The 17285-nt window shown below is 62.0% G+C and carries 14 protein-coding genes and 1 tRNA gene; 13 read left to right on the plus strand and 2 right to left on the minus strand.

From position 1 onward, the window contains the following. Positions 1–2 precede the first annotated feature (2 nt). The 12 genes from ACRRNM_RS02825 to ACRRNM_RS02880 all read left to right on the plus strand — a co-directional run bounded on the left by ACRRNM_RS02825 (position 3) and on the right by ACRRNM_RS02880 (position 12624). Positions 3–1589 (plus strand): cbb3-type cytochrome c oxidase subunit I, encoded by a 1587-nt coding sequence (locus tag ACRRNM_RS02825; RefSeq protein WP_435626735.1) that lies wholly within the window; start codon positions 3–5, stop codon positions 1587–1589. Next, positions 1586–1717: a hypothetical protein gene (locus ACRRNM_RS02830; RefSeq protein ID WP_435626736.1), complete on the plus strand. Its 132-nt coding sequence runs from the start codon at positions 1586–1588 to the stop codon at positions 1715–1717. The genes ACRRNM_RS02825 and ACRRNM_RS02830 overlap by 4 nt, the downstream gene beginning before the upstream one ends. Before the next feature lie 12 nt (positions 1718–1729). Next, positions 1730–2260, plus strand: a complete 531-nt coding sequence (locus ACRRNM_RS02835) for a cytochrome c oxidase assembly protein (protein ID WP_435626737.1) — start codon at positions 1730–1732, stop codon at positions 2258–2260. An 18-nt stretch (positions 2261–2278) separates the two neighbouring features. Further along, a complete protein-coding gene (locus tag ACRRNM_RS02840) occupies positions 2279–3133 on the plus strand; it encodes a cytochrome c oxidase subunit 3 (protein WP_435626738.1) in 855 nt (284 codons plus the stop codon). A gap of 185 nt (positions 3134–3318) precedes the next feature. After that, positions 3319–3408: transfer RNA gene (locus tag ACRRNM_RS02845), tRNA-Leu, on the plus strand. Positions 3409–3523: 115 nt separating this feature from the next. Continuing rightward, positions 3524–4444: a phosphogluconate dehydrogenase (NAD(+)-dependent, decarboxylating) gene (gene gnd, locus ACRRNM_RS02850; RefSeq protein WP_435626739.1), complete on the plus strand. Its 921-nt coding sequence runs from the start codon at positions 3524–3526 to the stop codon at positions 4442–4444. Next, positions 4441–5946, plus strand: a complete 1506-nt coding sequence (zwf, locus tag ACRRNM_RS02855; protein WP_435626740.1) for a glucose-6-phosphate dehydrogenase — start codon at positions 4441–4443, stop codon at positions 5944–5946. The genes gnd and zwf overlap by 4 nt, the downstream gene beginning before the upstream one ends. A gap of 4 nt (positions 5947–5950) precedes the next feature. Continuing rightward, positions 5951–6943: a glucokinase gene (gene glk, locus ACRRNM_RS02860; protein WP_435626741.1), complete on the plus strand. Its 993-nt coding sequence runs from the start codon at positions 5951–5953 to the stop codon at positions 6941–6943. Continuing rightward, entirely contained in the window at positions 6940–7635 is a 696-nt protein-coding gene (pgl, locus tag ACRRNM_RS02865; RefSeq protein ID WP_435626742.1) for a 6-phosphogluconolactonase, read from the plus strand. The genes glk and pgl overlap by 4 nt, the downstream gene beginning before the upstream one ends. Positions 7636–7725: 90 nt before the next feature. Then, positions 7726–10287, plus strand: a complete 2562-nt coding sequence (gene glgP, locus ACRRNM_RS02870; protein WP_435626743.1) for an alpha-glucan family phosphorylase — start codon at positions 7726–7728, stop codon at positions 10285–10287. A gap of 3 nt (positions 10288–10290) precedes the next feature. Continuing rightward, complete coding sequence (gene glgA / locus ACRRNM_RS02875) at positions 10291–11751, plus strand: glycogen synthase GlgA (RefSeq protein WP_435626744.1); 1461 nt, start codon at positions 10291–10293, stop codon at positions 11749–11751. Between the two features lie 21 nt (positions 11752–11772). Beyond that, complete coding sequence (locus ACRRNM_RS02880) at positions 11773–12624, plus strand: hypothetical protein (RefSeq protein WP_435626745.1); 852 nt, start codon at positions 11773–11775, stop codon at positions 12622–12624. A gap of 95 nt (positions 12625–12719) precedes the next feature. Here the strand turns inward: ACRRNM_RS02880 and ACRRNM_RS02885 are convergent, their stop codons facing one another. Further along, positions 12720–14606, minus strand: coding sequence for a RecQ family ATP-dependent DNA helicase (locus ACRRNM_RS02885; protein ID WP_435626746.1), 1887 nt, complete (start codon positions 14604–14606; stop codon positions 12720–12722). A gap of 111 nt (positions 14607–14717) precedes the next feature. Here ACRRNM_RS02885 and ACRRNM_RS02890 point away from each other — a divergent pair, with 111 nt between their 5' ends. Next, the gene (locus ACRRNM_RS02890) at positions 14718–15536 is read left to right on the plus strand and encodes an ABC transporter ATP-binding protein (RefSeq protein WP_435626747.1); all 819 of its coding nucleotides are present in this window, start codon (positions 14718–14720) and stop codon (positions 15534–15536) included. A gap of 101 nt (positions 15537–15637) precedes the next feature. Here ACRRNM_RS02890 and pgi read toward each other — a convergent pair whose 3' ends face one another. Beyond that, positions 15638–17284: a glucose-6-phosphate isomerase gene (gene pgi, locus ACRRNM_RS02895; RefSeq protein WP_435626748.1), complete on the minus strand. Its 1647-nt coding sequence runs from the start codon at positions 17282–17284 to the stop codon at positions 15638–15640. Position 17285: the final 1 nt, after the last annotated feature.

Raw genomic sequence — 17285 nt, forward strand, 5'->3', positions numbered from 1 at the left:
ACATGACTGGAACCGCTGCAGTTGCGCATGACCATCCACCCGCGGGCCTGATGCGCTGGCTGACCACCACCAACCACAAGGACCTTGGCATCCTGTACATGAGCTTCGGCGGCCTCATGTTCTTCGTCGGCGGCTCTTTCATCATGGCGGTGCGTGCCGAGTTGCTGCTGCCGGGCCTGCAGCTCTTTTCGCCCGCCATGTACAACCAGTTGTTCACCCTGCATGCCCTGATCATGGTGTTCGGCGCGATCATGCCGTTCGCCACGGGCCTCAACAATTACCTCATCCCGCTCATGATAGGTGCGCCCGACATGGCGCTGCCGCGGGTCAACAACTGGGGGTTCTGGATCCTGCCGTTTGCCGCGCTCCTGCTGCTGATCCCGTTTTTCCTGCAATTCTCCGGCATCGGCAGCGGCGCCTCCGGGCTCGGCTGGGTGATGCACAACACCTCGCTGGATTTGCAAAGCGGGATCGGGATCGATTTTGCGATCTTCGCGATCCACCTGCTGGGGCTCTCGTCCATCAGCGGCGCGATCAACGTGGTGGTGACGGTGTTCAACATGCGCGCGCCGGGCATGACGCTGATGAAGATGCCGCTGTTCGTCTGGGGATGGCTGATCACCGCCTTCATGCTGATACTGGCCATGCCGGTCTTCAGCGCGGCGGCCACCATGCTGCTGACCGACCGGCATTTCGGCACGCATTTCTTCGACGCCGCCAACGGCGGCGACCCGATCCTGCTGCAGCACCTGATCTGGTTCTTCGGCCACCCGGAGGTGTATATCGTGCTGTTGCCGGTATGGGGGCTGATCCCGCATATCCTCGCGACCTTCTCGCGCAAGCCGGTCTACGGCTATCGGGCGCAGGTCTATGCGCTGTGGGCGATCTGTTTCCTCAGCTTCATCGTGTGGTCGCACCACATGCTGACTTCCGGCCTGCCGCTCGCCGCAGAGGTGTACTTCATGTATGCCACGATGGCGATCTCCGTTCCCACCTCGGTGCTGGTGTTCTGCTGGCTGGGTGCGATATGGCGCGGCGCCATGACTTTCGAGACGCCGATGCTGTTCGCGCTGGGCTTCGTCGCCCATTTCGGCATGGGGGCGCTGACCGGCCTGATCCTGCCGGATGTCGCGGTCAATGCGCAGTACCACAACAGCTACGTGATCGTCTCGCATTTCCATTACACCTTCTTCGGCGGCGGTATCTTCGGAGTGATGGCCGCGCTGTACTACTGGCTGCCCAAGTTCACCGGCCGCATGTTCGACGAGAGGCTCGGCAGGCTGCATTTCTGGCTGACGGTGGTCTCCTTCAACCTGACCTTCGCCCCGCAATGGTTTGCGGGGCTGGACGGCATGCCGCGCCATGTTGCGGACTATGCGCTCAGGTTTTCCACCATGAATTTCATTTCTTCGATGGGCGCCTTCCTGCTGGGGCTCTCGCAACTGCTGCTGGTCTACATCGTGGTCAAGTGTGTGCGCAACGGGCCGAAAGCCACAGGCCAGGTATGGGAGGGCGCGCAGGGGCTGGAGTTCACCCTGCCTTCTCCGCCGCCGTACCACACCTTCGAAACTCCGCCGGAGGTCAAATGATGAGCGAGCCTATGATAAAGAGGGAGCGGCGCACGGCACAACTAGCGGTTGCGCTGCTGCTGTTCGTGGCGGCCATCTATGCCGTGACTTTTATCAAGCTGCCGGTATGGCTGCCGGTATTGCAGTGAAAGGCGGTCGCGATGAATGAAGCGCTCAGACAGGCAAACCGGCGGCTGACCGTCAGGCTGCTGCTCCTGGTTGCCGCCGCAACCGGCTTCGCATTCGCGCTCGTGCCGTTCTATGACCTGTTGTGCAGGGTGACCGGCCTGAACGGCAAGACCGGCGGGGCAGTACAGATTGCGCAGGCGTCGGAAGCGGATACCGCGCGCTGGGTGACGGTGGAATTTACCAGCACCGTGATGCCGGGCATGAGCTGGGAATTTCGTCCCGCGCAGACCAGGATGCGGGTGCATCCCGGCGAAGTAACCAGAATCAGCTACCTGGCCAGAAATCCAAGCAACCAGGCGGCGACCGGGCAGGCGGTGCCGAGCGTGAGCCCCGGCTGGACGGCGCAGCATTTCAACAAGATCGAATGCTTCTGTTTTCAGCGGCAAGTACTGCAGCCGGGAGAGGCGAAGGAAATGCCGCTGGTTTTCCTGGTCAGCCCGGAGCTGCCTGCCGAGGTGCAGGAGATCAGCCTTTCCTACACCCTGTTTCCTGTTTCCGGGTGAACGCTTAAGGAGACCGTCATGAGCGAAACGCGCAGCGACAGCCATTACTATGTGCCGCCCCCGAGCCACTATCCGGTGACGGTCAACCTGGGGCTTTTCATCCTGGTGCTGGGATTTGTGCTGAGGATCAATGCCATCGCTTCCGGCGTCGCCCCTATCCTTGCGGGGATGGCGGTGGTGCTCTATGGCGCGTTCGGCTGGCTGGGGAAAATCATCTGCGAGGACGAGAGCGGGAATTACCGCCCTTGGGAAGACAGCTCCTTCCGCATCGGCATGGCCTATTTCATTCTTTCCGAGATCGCTTTTTTCGCCTCCTTTTTGCTGGCGCTGATGTACGTGCGCGCCTTTGCACTGCCGGAGCTGTCGTCCATGGACCCGGCCTTCACGCTGTGGCCGGATTTCAAGGAAACATGGCCGTCGGGCGGCCCGAAGTCGCAGGCATTCACCCCGTTGAATGCCTGGGGCATTCCCGCAGCCAATACCATCCTCATCCTGGCATCGGCCGCATCAATGATGTGGGCGCGCAAGGGGCTTTCGACCACCAATCGCGGCCAGATGGTTGCTGGCTTGGCGATTGCGCTTGTCTTGGGCGTGGCGTTCCTCTTCCAAGAGGCGATGGAATACCACCATGCCGCCGGGCTGGGTGTTACCCTGGCCAGCGGCGTTTACGGCACGAATTTTTACATGCTGACCGGCGTGCATGGCATGCATCTCCTGGCGGGCCTCATCATGCTGATCGTGTTGCTGCTTCGCGCTTTTCACGGGCACTTCAAGGCCGAAAGCCGCGTCGGGCTGGACCTCGTGAGCTGGTACTGGAACTTTGTGGTGGTGATACCGGGATTGCTGATATTCGTTTATTTCTACTGGTTGTAACCCACCCCATCCTTGCCTGTCGGGCACAGGCTTGCTGAATTTATGCAGAAGTCTTTTTCGCTATTCAAATATAATGCGCCCCCGAGAGGCGAAGAAAAACCGCATCGCAAGGCAGAAAACACCCAAGCGGTTGATTTGATGCGATTGCAAATCCATCGATACCGGTTTGATTCCTGCAAATACCTGCCCGGGTGGTGAAATTGGTAGACACAACGGACTTAAAATCCGTCGAGGCTTAACCCCTCGTACCGGTTCGATTCCGGTTCCGGGCACCATTCATGGGGCTTTCAAGCCCATGGCCTTCCCCGTCTTGGGGCACCAATATTATTACCGTACAGTATGTACGATATGTGCGATGCTGCGGCTTGAATTACTTCATCAGGAGGATTTATGCGGCTGGCGATGATCGGATTGGGCAAGATGGGCGGCAACATGGCGCGCAGGCTGCGCCGCCACGGAATCAAGGTAGTCGGTTATGACCGTTCGGCGGAAGCTGTCGCGCAACTTGTTGCGGAGGAGGGCATGCTGGCGGCCGCCTCGATAGCCGACGCAGTGGCGCAATTATCCAGCCCGCGCGTGGTGTGGCTGATGCTTCCGAGCGGTGAACCCACCGAGCAACAGATTCGTGCGCTGGCGCCGCTGCTGGCGAAAGGCGATGTCATCGTGGATGGCGGCAATTCCAATTACCATGACAGCCAGCAGCGCGGAGCATGGCTGGCGGAGCAGGGCATCGGTTTCATGGATTGCGGCACCTCCGGCGGCATCTGGGGACTGGAGAACGGCTATTGCCTGATGGTCGGCGCAACGCCCGAAGTAGCCAAGACCATGACCCCCATCCTGCAAGCCCTGGCTCCATCAGCGGAACACGGCTGGGCGCATGTCGGGCCGGTCGGCGCGGGACACTTTACCAAGATGATCCACAATGGCATCGAGTACGGCATGATGCAATCCTTCGCCGAAGGGCTGGAGTTGTTGCGCGGCAAGCAGGAATTCGCGCTCGACCTGGCGCAGATCACCGAGCTGTGGCGGCATGGTTCGGTGGTGCGCAGCTGGCTGCTCGACCTCACTGCGGAAGCGCTGAAACATGACCAGGAACTGGGAAAAGTGGCGCCTTATGTGCCGGACTCCGGCGAAGGGCGCTGGACGGCAGTGGAGGCGATCGACCAGGGTGTCGCTGCGCCGGTGCTGACCCTGGCATTGCAGATGCGCTTTGCCAGCCAGAGCGAAACCGGCTACGGCTACCGCCTGCTTTCCACCATGCGCAATGCCTTCGGTGGCCATGCGGTCAAGCATGCGGACGGGGGAAAATGAAAGTTTCTGAGCCTTGTACGCTGATGATATTCGGCGCGGGCGGCAACCTCAGCCGCCGCAAACTGATTCCGGCATTGTTCCGCCTGGAAATGGCAAAGCGCCTGCCGGAGCAGATGGCGATACTGGGTTGCGACATCGCGCAGCGGCAGCGCGACGAATGGCTGGACATCGTTACGGGGATATTGCGGCCGCTCCACCCGCAGGGAATGGATGAGGCTGCGCTGCAGCGATTTTGCGCACGGTTGCATTATTTCGCCATTCCGCCCGGCGACGATGCGGCCTACTCGCGTTTGCAGCAGTTGATCGAAGAAAACCCGAAATTCCCTCCCAATGTGGTCTATTACATGGCGGTGCGTCCGGTGGATTATCCCGCCATCGTCGACAAGATGGGCAATGTTGGTCTGCTCCAGCAAAAGAACGGCTGGCGGCGCGTGGTGATCGAGAAGCCCTTCGGCTACGACCTGCTCAGTGCGCAGACGCTGCAGGCGGGTCTGTACCGGCATCTGGACGAGCCGCAGATTTACCGCATCGACCATTACCTCGGCAAGGGCACGGTGCAGAACGTGATGGTGTTCCGCTTCGCCAACCTGCTGCTGGAGCCGCTGTGGAACCACCACTACATCGACCATGTGCAGATTACCCATTCCGAAACTCTGGGCATCGAAGGGCGTGCCGATTACTACGAAGGCGCCGGCGCGCTGCACGACATGATCCAGAGCCATCTGCTGCAATTGCTGGCCCTGGTGGCGATGGAGCCTCCGGTGACGATGTCCGCCGAGCATTTGCGCGACGAAAAGGTAAAAGTGCTGAAAGCGATTCGCCCGATCACGCAAAATTCGGTGCATGCCCACGCCTTCCGCGGCCAGTACGCCAGCGGCAGCATCGACGGCAAGATGGTTCCCGGCTATCTGGAAGAGCCCGGCGTAGCGGCGGACAGCACCACGGAAACCTACGCGGCATTGAAGCTGTTCATCGACAACTGGCGCTGGGCTGGGGTGCCGTTCTACCTGCGCACCGGCAAGCGCATGGCGGAGGGCAGCTCGGCAATCTGCGTGCGCTTCAAGAGCCCGCCGCAGGATTTGCTGCGTCACACGCGCCAAGGCCCGCCGCAGCCGAACTGGATCATGCTGGGCATCCAACCCAACGATTGCCTGAAGATGGAAATGCAGGTCAAGGTGCCGGGACTGGACTTGCACACCCGCGCCATCAGCCTGGATGCGACGTACCGCAAGGGCGGCGACGAGGATTACGACGCCTACGAAGGCCTGCTGCTGGACGTGATCCAAGGGGATCATTCGCTGTTCCTGCGCATCGACGAAGTGGAAGCGGCATGGCGCGTGGTGGATCCGATCCTCAAGGTGTGGGCGATGGAACGCGATTTCATCAACGGCTACCCGGCGGGAAGCTGGGGACCGCGCGGCACCTACCGGCTGTTCGACCGTGACGACCAGTTCTGGCGCCATTCGCTGAATCTGGATGGCGCCAGCCTGCAGGCCTATTGAAGCCATGGATCGTTATCTTGCAGGCGACATCGGCGGCACCAAGACGCGCCTCGCGATCGTCGAAGTCGACGGCGCACAAGTGCGCATCGAGCGCGAAGCCACTTACCCGAGCCGCGACTATGCCACCCTCGAAGGCTTGCTCGGCGTGTTTCTGGCGGATACTGAAACCCCACGTTATGCGGCTTTCGGTATCGCCGGCCCGGTGCAGGGCAGGGCGGTGCAAACCACCAATCTCCCGTGGCGCATCGACGCCGATGCCTTGCAGCGGCAATTCGGCCTTGCGCGTTGCAACCTGCTCAACGACCTCGAAGCGAACGCCCATGGCTTGCCGGCACTGGGCGCGGACGATCTGCTGGTCTTGCAGGCCGGTGTGCCGGGTGCCTGCGGCAACGCTGCCGTAATCGCGGCGGGAACCGGCCTGGGCGAGGCGGGGCTGTACTGGGACGGGCAGTGCCACCGGCCGTTTGCCACCGAAGGCGGCCATGCCAGTTTCAGCCCCGGCGACGAACTGGAAATGACGTTTTTCCTCTACCTGAAACAGCAGTTCGGCCATGTCAGCTGGGAACGCGTGGTTTCCGGCATGGGGCTGCTGAACCTCTACCAGTTTCTGTGCCTGCATCGCCGCACGGAGATACCGCGGTGGCTGAGCGAGGAAATGCAAAGTGGCGATGCGGCAGCCGCCATAGCCGATGCAGCCCTGTCCGGCCGCGACGAAATCTGCGCCGAAACGATGAACTGGTTCGTGCGCCTGTACGGGGCGGAAGCGGGCAACCTCGCGCTCAAGGTGATGAGCAAAGGCGGGCTGTATGTGGGCGGCGGCATCGCGCCGAAAATCCTGCCGCTGCTGCAAAAGGGCGCATTCCTCGGCGCATTCCTGAACAAGGGCCGCATGCGGCCGTTGCTCGAAGCCATGCCGGTCAGGGTAATCCTGAACGACCGCGCCGCGCTGTTCGGCGCGGCCTTGCGCGCCGCACAATTAGCCGGTGAGGCAACATGAATATCGCCAACTTACCGAACGCGCAGGCCGTCTTTGTGCACGACGATCCGGAAGGATTGGGCGCTGCGGCCGCTCAGCGTATCGCAGAAACGGCGGCGCAGGCGATTGCTGCACGCGGTGTGTTTCATCTCGTACTGGCCGGCGGCGAAACGCCGCGCCGCTGCTATGAAAAGCTGCGCCACCTCGCCATCGACTGGGCGCATGTCCAGCTTTATATCGGCGATGAGCGCTGCCTGCCCAAAGGTGATGCCCAGCGTAATGACACAATGATCCGCGTTACCTTGCTTGAGCATATTTCCATTCCGCAGACCAATATCCATTTCATCCCGTCCGAACTGGGTGCTCAAGCCGCTGCCGCCGCCTATGCGGCCATGCTGGAGCAGGTTGCGACACTGGACATGGTGCTGTTGGGCATGGGCGAAGACGGGCATACCGCCAGCCTGTTTCCAGGCAATCCGGCCACGGAAAGCGCGGCGACAGCCGTGCCGGTATTCAACTCGCCCAAGCCGCCCCCCGAGCGAGTGTCGTTGGGCATAGGCGCATTGAATGCGGCGCGCCATAAAATCTTTCTTGTCGCCGGGGCGGGGAAACGCGAGGCGCTGGAGCGGATTCTGCGAGGAGAGTCCCTGCCCGCAGCACGTGTTTTGTCCGCCGAATGGTATCTCGACCGTGCGGCGCTGGCTGGGCGATAAAACACCCGGGCAATTCTGGAGAGCAGGGCAGTTGCGCTATAATTAATCCGAGCATTCGTGCAATTCAGACTATTGACGGGGCATAAAACCATGGAAAAAAGCACCTCGTATATCCTGCAAGTCCGCCCGAAAATTCCCGCGCGTCTCGCGCGCCTCGAAGAACTCGCAAACAACCTCTGGTATAGCTGGGATCGCCCCACCCGCGCGCTGTTCGCGCGCCTGCATCCCGGCCTGTGGAAAGCCACCGGGCAAAGCCCCAAGGCATTCCTGAAGCGCGTCGATGAACAACGCCTCCAGGATGCGGCGGCAGACCCAGTGTTCATCGGCAATCTCAACCGCGTGCTGGCGGCCTACGACACCTACCATGATTACCGCTTGCCGCCGGCAGGTTCCAATCTGCTGGGCAAGGACGACCTGGTCGCCTATTTCTGCGCCGAGTTCGGTTTCCACGAGAGCCTGCCGATCTATTCGGGCGGACTCGGCATCCTCGCGGGCGACCACTGCAAGGCGGCGAGCGATTTGCGCCTGCCCTTCATCGGCGTCGGCCTGCTATACCGCCAGGGTTACTTCCACCAGACCATAGACGGCGAAGGCAACCAGATCGCCACCAACACCGACTCCCATTTCGAAGACCTGCCCGTCGCTCCGGCCAAGCGCGCCGACGGCTCCGAAGCCTACATCTCGGTGAACCTGCCCAACCGCAAGCTCAACATCAAGATATGGCAGGTGAGGATCGGGCACATCACGCTGTACCTGCTGGACACCGACCTAGAGAGCAACAACGTGCACGACCGCGACATCACGCACCGCCTGTATGGCGGCGACAAGGTGATGCGCATCGAGCAGGAGATCGTGCTCGGCATCGGCGGCGTGCTGGCCTTGCAGGAACTCGGCATCCATCCGACGGTATGGCACATCAACGAAGGGCATGCGGCCTTTCTGGTGCTGGAGCGCATCCGCCAGAAGATCGCCCTCGAAGGGCTGACCTTCGAGGCTGCGCTCGAATATGTGGCGGTCAACACCGTTTTCACCACACATACCCCGGTGCCCGCCGGGCACGACCACTTCAGCGAAGGCATGGTGCGCACCTATTTCGAACACTACTACCCGGAACTCAAGCTCAGCAGCGAGGAATTCCTGGCGCTGGGCCACGCCAAGGACAGCCCGGACTTCAACATGACGGCGCTGGCGATCCGAGGCACGCGTTTCAACAACGGCGTGTCGCGCATCCATGGCGACGTGTCGGCGGACATCTGCGGCGACATGTGGCCGCAGATCGAGGCCAAGGAAAACCCGATGACCTACATCACCAACGGGGTGCATGCGCCGACCTTCCTCGCCACCGAGTGGATAGAGGTGTTCGAGCGCCACCTCGGGCTGGAATGGAGTGCGCGCATGAACGACGTGGAGTTCTGGGAAGGCGTGAATCGCATCCCGGATCACCTGTTCTGGAGCGTAACCCAGTCATTGAAGGCCAAGATGCTGACTATGGTGCGCGAACGCATCAGCGCGCAGCACTTCCGCAACCACGGCTCGGAGGCGCACCTCGAGCGCCTGCTCAGATACGTCAACCCGGAAAACCCCAATGTCCTCACCATCGGCTTCGCGCGCCGCTTTGCGACCTACAAGCGCGCGACCATGCTGTTCGGCGACCTGGACTGGCTGCGCGCAATAGTGGGGCACGAGGAGCGCCCCGTGGTGTTCATCTTCGCCGGCAAGGCGCACCCGGCGGACGTTCCGGGGCAGGACCTGATCCGCCGCATCACGCAGATTTCCAAGATGCGCGAGTTCGTCGGCAAGATCCTGATGGTGGAAGGCTACGACCTGGCGCTGGCGCGCAAGTTGGTATCCGGCGTGGATGTCTGGCTGAACAATCCGCTCTATCCGCTGGAGGCCAGCGGCACCTCCGGCATGAAGGCCGGCATCAACGGCACCATCAACCTGTCGGTACTGGACGGCTGGTGGGGCGAGGGCTACGACGGCAAGAACGGCTGGGCGATCAAGCCGGTGTCGGAATCGCTGAACGAAGAAGCCCGCACGCGCGAGGAGGCCCGCACCCTCTACGAACTGCTGCAGGACCAACTCCTGCCGCTGTACTACGAACACGGCAAGATGGGCCTGTCGCCCGACTGGGTAAAGATGTCCAAGCGCTCGATGGCCTCCATCATGCCGCGCTTCAACTCCAAGCGCATGGTGGGCGAGTACCTCGCCAAATGCTACCTGCCGGCCAGCCAGCAGCACCGCCTGTACCAGCAGAACCACTTCGAGAATGCGCAGATCATCGCCGGCTGGAAGGCGCGCATCCGCCACGCCTGGCCGGGTGTCGCGCTGCGCCGCCTGGATGCCGGGCAGAGGGAAATCAACTATGGCGACAGCATGCGTTTCGAAGTGGGAGTCAGGCTGAACGGCCTGCAGCCCAACGACGTGGTCGTGGAGATGCTGCTGGGCCTGTTCACCAAGCGCGAAAAACTGTCGAGCTCAACGCGCTACCGCTTCGAAGCCACCGGCGCGATGACTGAGGCGGGCGAAACCGTGTTCGCCCTCGAAATCCAGCCCGAGAAATGCGGCAAGCTGGAATACCGCATCCGCACCTACCCCAGCCACGAAATGCTGACGCATCCGTTTGAATTGGGCATGATGCACTGGCTCTAACAGATGGCTGAACTGAAAGTCCTGTTCGCGACCTCCGAAGTCGCCCCGCTGATCAAGACCGGCGGGCTGGCCGACGTCAGCGGCGCACTGCCCGCCGCGTTGTGCGCCATCGGCGTGGACGTGCGCATCCTGGTGCCGGGTTACCCGCAGGTCATCGCGCAACTGGGGCGGCATGAAACCGTCGCGACCTTCGACGCCTTGCCGGGCTTCCCCTCATCGCGGCTGCTCTCAGGCGCAATGCCGAGCGGCGTGCCGCTCCTGGTGCTCGACTGTCCGCTCCTGTATCAACGCGACGGCGGTCCCTATCAGGACGCCAGTGGCCACGACTGGGCCGACAATGCGCTGCGTTTCGGCCTGCTTTCCAGGATTGCCGCCCTCTTGGGCGGCAGCGGATCGCCGCTCGGCTGGCGTCCCGACCTCGTGCACTGCAACGACTGGCAGACCGGCCTTGCGCCCGCCTGGCTGCGCCTCGCGCCGGGCTCCGCGCCCAGCGTGTTCGCGATCCACAACCTCGCTTTCCAGGGAATTTTCCCGCCCGAGACGGTGGACGAATTACACCTGCCGCCATCCTGTTTCGGCATCGACGGGGTGGAGTATTACGGCAACCTGTCGTTCCTCAAGGCGGGGCTGTTCTACGCCGACCACATCACCACCGTCAGCCCGAACTACGCGCAGGAAATCCAGCAGGAGCCGCTCGGCTTCGGCATGCAGGGTATGCTCGCGATGCGCCACGACGATCTCACCGGCATCCTCAACGGCATCGACACCGACGAATGGGACCCCGCGACCGACCCGCACCTCGCCCAAAAATACAGCCGCGCGCGCATGGCCGGCAAGGCAGCCAACAAGGAGTCGCTGCAGCGCCGCATGGGGCTGAACCCCGCACCGGACGTGCCGCTGCTCGGCGTGGTCAGCCGCTTCACCCACCAGAAGGGGCTGGACCTGCTGCTGGAAATCGCGCCGTTGCTGGCCGAATTGCCCGCGCAACTGGTCATGCTCGGCACGGGCGAAGCGAAAATGGAACTGGCCACGCGCGACCTGGCGCAAAGATACCCCGGCAGCATCGGGGTGCATATCGGCTTCAGCGAAGATATCTCGCACCAGATCGAGGCCGGGGCAGACCTGTTCGTCATGCCATCGCGCTTCGAGCCCTGCGGCCTGAACCAGCTCTACAGCCAGCGCTACGGCACCCCGCCGATCGTGCACGCCACCGGCGGCCTGGCCGATTCGGTAGTGGATTGCACGCCGAAAACGCTCAAGGACGGCAGCGCCAGCGGCTTCGCGTTCCACGGCATGACTGCCGAAAACCTGTTCGCCGCGATCCGGCGCGCGGTCGAGCTTTATCACGATGAAGCCAAATGGAAGGCGCTGCGCCGGAACTGCATGGACAAGGATTTCAGCTGGCAGCACAGCGCCGAGGCTTATCGGGCGGTGTATTTGAAGGTGCTGGGGCGGCGGGAGTAGGGGAGTTGCAATATCCCCACCATGCTAGACTGCCAGCAACAAGGGGAGAAAAGCGATGTTCCAGCTTATCTGGAGAGTCTTACCAGAATATACGGCGTTATTGCCACCTACTTTAGGTTAGGTGCCATCATACTTTCCGCTCGCCCATCCTACGAGCTATTCAAACAGCTACACGCCTCGCCGGGAATGAACTACCTCAACCGTCGAAAGCTTCGAGCGTTCACTTTCAACATCTTCAGTGGCAACTATTTGGAGCTAAAGAAGGCGTGCGAAATCGTTGAGAATCCTGAAATCGGACTCAAGCTTATGTCCGAACCAATGAAAGGAGCTGGCGTTCAGGCACATATGGAAGTGATGCGGCTGTTCCATAACTTCCTCGCGTCCGCCAAAAGTTTGGTAGACCATACCAGGGTCTTCGTCGACGACCACTACGCTGGGACCGCATTCAAACAAGGCTATGAGCAGAAGGTTCAAGCCGAACTGGCAAACGACCCTCTGATGAAATTCATCCAAGACCTTCGAAACTACATGCTTCACAGAGGTCTTCCCAGCGGCTCAATGTCGCTAACAATCACACGAATTCCAGAGACAAATGCTCACGATCTTGTTACGACCGTAAGCATTGACCGAGAGAAGCTTCTCGAATGGGGTTGTTGGACCAAGCCAAGCCGAACATTTCTTGCTGCGGCTGACAAACAGATCAAGATTTCAGACATCGCCATCGCATATGGTGATCGGGTTCTTGCATTCTACGAGTGGTTTGATCGAAAGTTGGAGAAGCATCACGATGCAGACATTTCCGCATTCGAAAAGCTACAAAAGGAATATGCGCTCCTTCAAGATCAAGAAGAGGCGGCGAGACATAGCACCTAACCTTTCGGTCAACACGGACCGCCTGCAAGCTGCGCTTGCAAGTTTCCTACGCAGCTTCGGCCGCTCCGGCGGCCGGTTACCTCAAACGTTAAGCGCTACTGCCGATTCGCCTCATCTTCGATCACCCTGAGAAACTCATCCCCGTAGCGCGCCAGCTTGTTCTGCCCGACGCCGCTGATCCGGCCCAGTTCGTCCAGGCTGGCGGGGCGCTGGTTGAGGATTTCCAGCAGGGTGCTGTCGTGAAAGATCACGTAGGGCGGCACGCCCTGTTCGCGGGCGAGTGAAGTGCGCTTGGCCTTGAGCGCGAGCCACAGGCGGTCTTCGTTCGCGCCGGCGAACGGTTCGCGCGACTTGGCCTTGCGCTCGGCGCGCTGCGCCTTGCGCCTGGCCGGGTCGGCGTCGCGGCGCAGCCAGACTTGCTGTTCGCCGCGCAGCACCGGGCGGGCGGACTCGGTTAGTTTCAGGCCGCCGTAGGCTTCGATGTCGGCTTCCAAGAGACCTGCCGCCGCGAGCTGGCGGTACACGCCGCTCCATTGCGTGGGGCTGAGTTCCTTGCCGATGCCGAAGGTGGAAAGGGTGTGGTGGTTGAATTTTTCAACGCGCTCGGTGAGCTTGCCGGTCAGCACGTCGGTGAGGTGTCCCGCACCGAAGCGCTGGCCGGTGCGGTAGGCGCAGGACAGCGCCATCTGCGCGGCCTCGGTCGCATCCCAGGTGTCCACCGGCTCGAGGCAGTTGTCGCATGCGCCGCAGTTGCCCGGATGTTCCTCGCCGAAATAGCGCAGCAGGGCCTGATGGCGGCAGGCGGTGGATTCGCAGTAGCCGAGCAGGGCGTCGAGCTTCTGGCGTTCCAGCCGCTTGCGTTCCTCGGGGGCGTCGCCGCCGCCGATCATCTGGCGCATCGACACCACGTCGCCCAGGCCGTAGGCCAGCCAGGCGTTGGCGGGCAGGCCGTCGCGCCCGGCGCGGCCGGTTTCCTGGTAGTAGCCTTCCATGCTCTTGGGCAGGTCGAGATGGGCGACGAAGCGCACGTTGGGCTTGTCGATGCCCATGCCGAACGCCACGGTGGCGACCATCACCACGCCTTCCTCGCGCAGGAAGCGGCTCTGGTTTTTGCTGCGCGTCGCAGTATCCAGCCCGGCGTGGTAGGGCAGGGCATCCCAGCCGCGCTCCTTGAGCCAAGCGGCGGTTTCCTCGACTTTTCGGCGCGACAGGCAGTACACGATGCCGGAATCGTTCGCATGTTCCGCCTCAAGAAATTCCTGCAACTGGCTGCGCGCATTGGATTTTTGCGTGACGCGGTAGCGGATGTTGGCGCGATCAAAGCTGGAGACGAACTGGCGCGCCTGCTCCAGCGCGAGCCGCTCGACGATCTCGCCGCGCGTCGGCGTGTCTGCCGTCGCGGTGAGCGCAATGCGCGGCACATTGGGGAAGCGTTCGTGCAATACCGTCAGCTCGCGGTATTCGGGGCGGAAGTCGTGCCCCCATTGCGAGACGCAGTGCGCCTCGTCGATGGCGAACAGGGCGATGCCGGGAAGATTAACTTTTCTACCCTCTCCCCAGCCCTCTCCCTGCAAGGGAGAGGGGGAGGCGTGTACTTGATCGAGCAATGCCAGGAATCCTGGCATCAAGAGGCGCTCCGGAGCGACATACAGCAGGTCGAGTTCGCTGCGCAGCAAACGGCCCTGCACCTCGCGCGCGGTAGCGGCGTCGAGGCTGGAGTTGAGGAAGGCCGCACGCACGCCGAGCTGGATGAGCGCGTCCACCTGGTCCTGCATCAGCGCGATCAGCGGCGACACCACGATGCCGGTTCCGAACCGCAGCAGCGCGGGGATCTGGTAGCACAGCGACTTGCCGCCGCCGGTGGGCATCAGCACCAGCGCATCGCCGCCCGCCGCGACATGCTCGACGATGGCCTGCTGCTCGCCGCGGAAGGCGGCATAGCCAAAAACGTCGCGCAGGATTTGTTGTGGAGTGGAGGTCATCGGTAACTGGGCGGTTTGGTGGCGGGCATGGCAAATAGATGCTCTTGCCCGTAAAATGGCGGCATTTTAACGCGCGGCAACCTCGAAAGAGGAAAGATATTGGATCAGCCCATGGAAAATCCGACTACGGAAAACATCGTCGAGGTCAGAGACCTCCATTTCGCCTACAACAACCGCGAGGTACTGAAGGGCATCAACCTCGACATCCCGCGCGGCAAGATCGTCGCCATCCTCGGCAGCAGCGGCTGCGGCAAGACTACCCTGCTGCGCCATTTCGGCGGGCAGTTGCGGCCATCCAAAGGCAGCGTGAAGTTCATGGGCAGGGTGGTGCACGAGCTCGGCAACGACGAACTGTTCGAGATGCGCCTGAAGATGGGCATGATGTTCCAGGTGAGCGGGCTGTTCACCGATTTGTCGGTATTCGACAACCTGGCCTTCCCGATGCGCGAGCACACCGGCCTTCCGGAGGAGATGATCCGCGACTTGGTGCTGATGAAGCTGCATGCCGTGGGACTGCGCAACGCCCGCGATCTCATGCCGGGCGAGCTTTCCGGCGGCATGGAGCGCCGCGTGGCGCTGGCGCGGGCGATCGCCACCGATCCCGCGCTGATCGTCTACGACGAGCCGTTCGCCGGCCTCGACCCGATTTCGCTCAACACCATCGCGAACCTGATCCGCAAGCTGAATGACGCGCTCGGCGTGACCTCGGTCGTGGTGACCTATGACCTCTCGGAATCGCTCAAGATCGCCGATTACGTTTACTTCATCCACGACGGCGCGGTCGTAGCGCATGGCGAGACCTCGAAAATGTTCGAGTCGGATAACCCCTTCGTGCGCCAGTTCCTCAACGCCCAGCCGGACGGCCCGGTCGCCTTCCAGTACCCGAGCCCAGTTCCCTACGTGAACGAGCTCGGCGTCAAGGCCGCTTGAAGAAGCCGCGTAGGGTGGACAGACAAGGCTTTCGTCTGCCCACGTAATTTGTGGCATCCGCGTGGGCACAAAGTCGTGCCCACCCTACTGGCTAAAGGCTTTTAGTCGGGCCGGATCTGATTGCGGAAGTGGCCGATCAGTCCGGCGGTCGAGGCATCATGCGCCGATGTCGCCGCACTGCCCAGCTCGGGCAGGATCTTGCCGGCCAGTTGCTTGCCGAGCTCCACCCCCCATTGGTCGAACGGATTGATGTTCCACACCACGCTCTGCACGAATACCTTGTGCTCGTAGAGCGCGATCAGCATGCCCAGCGTATGCGGGTCGAGCCGGTCGAAGAGCAGGGTGTTGGTCGGCCGGTTGCCGGGGAACACCTTGTGTGGCAGCAGGGTTTCCAGTTCCTCGCCTTTCAACCCTTGCGCCTCCAGTTCGGCGCGCACTTCCTCCCCGGTCTTGCCGAGCATGAGCGCCTCGGTCTGCGCGAAACAGTTTGCGAGCAGGATGGCGTGGTGCTCGCCGAGGGGGTTGTGGCTGTTCAGGGGCGCGAGGAAATCCGCCGGGATCAGGCGCGTGCCCTGGTGGAGTAGCTGGTAGAAGGCGTGCTGGCCGTTGGTGCCGGGTTCGCCCCACATCACCATGCCGGTGTCGTAATCCACCGCGTTGCCGTCGCGATCCACGCGCTTGCCGTTGCTTTCCATCTCCAGCTGCTGCAGGTAGGCCGGGAAGCGGTGCAAATACTGGTCGTAGGGGAATACCGCGTTGGAACACGCATCGAAGAAGTTGCCGTACCAGACGCCGAGCAGTCCCAGCAGTACCGGCATGTTCTGCTCCAGCGGCGCGCTGCGGAAGTGTTCGTCCATCGCGTAAGCGCCGCCCAGCAGCTCCTCGAAGCGATCCATGCCGATGTACAGCGCGATCGGCAGGCCGATGGCTGACCATAGCGAATAGCGCCCGCCGACCCAGTCCCAGAACTCGAAGACATTTTCCGGATTGATGCCGAACTCGGTGGTTGCCTTGAGGTTGGTGGAGACGGCGGCAAAGTGTTTTGCCACGGCGCGCTCGTCGCCCAGCCTGTTGACCAGCCAGGCGCGCGCCGAGCGCGCGTTGGTCATGGTCTCCTGAGTGGTGAAGGATTTCGAGCTGACGATGAACAGGGTGGTCTCGGCGTCCAGTTCTTTCAGCGTCTCGGCGAGCTGCGTGCCGTCCACATTGGAGACAAAATGCGCGCGCAGCTTCGGGCTGCCATATGGTCTGAGTGCCTCGCAGGCCATCAGCGGGCCGAGGTCGGAGCCGCCGATGCCGATGTTGACGATGTCCGTTATCGGCTTGCCGGTGTACCCGCGATGCCCCCCGCTGCGCACCGCATCGGAAAAGCAGCGCATCAGCCCTAATACACGTTGCACACCCGGCATGACGTCCTTGCCGTCCGCGTAAACCGGATGGCCTGAGCGGTTGCGCAGCGCGGTATGCAAGGCGGCGCGCCGCTCGGTGGAATTGATCTTCTCGCCGCCGAACATGCATTCGATCGCGGCAGGCAACCCGGCCTGCCCGGCCAGGGCCACCAGCAAGCTGACAGTTTCCTCAGTGATGCGGTTCTTGGAGTAATCGAGCAGCAGGTCGCCGAACCGCAGCGAAAGTTTGTCGAAGCGCGCCGGGTCGTCGCGGAACATCTGGCGCATGTGCTGCGCCTCGATGATTGAATGGTGCGCCTTGAGCGCCTGCCAGGTGGGGGATTGCGTGAGCTTCGACATT

This window comes from Ferrigenium straubiae (assembly GCF_051257895.1).
Lineage (GTDB): Bacteria > Pseudomonadota > Gammaproteobacteria > Burkholderiales > Gallionellaceae > Gallionella > Gallionella straubiae.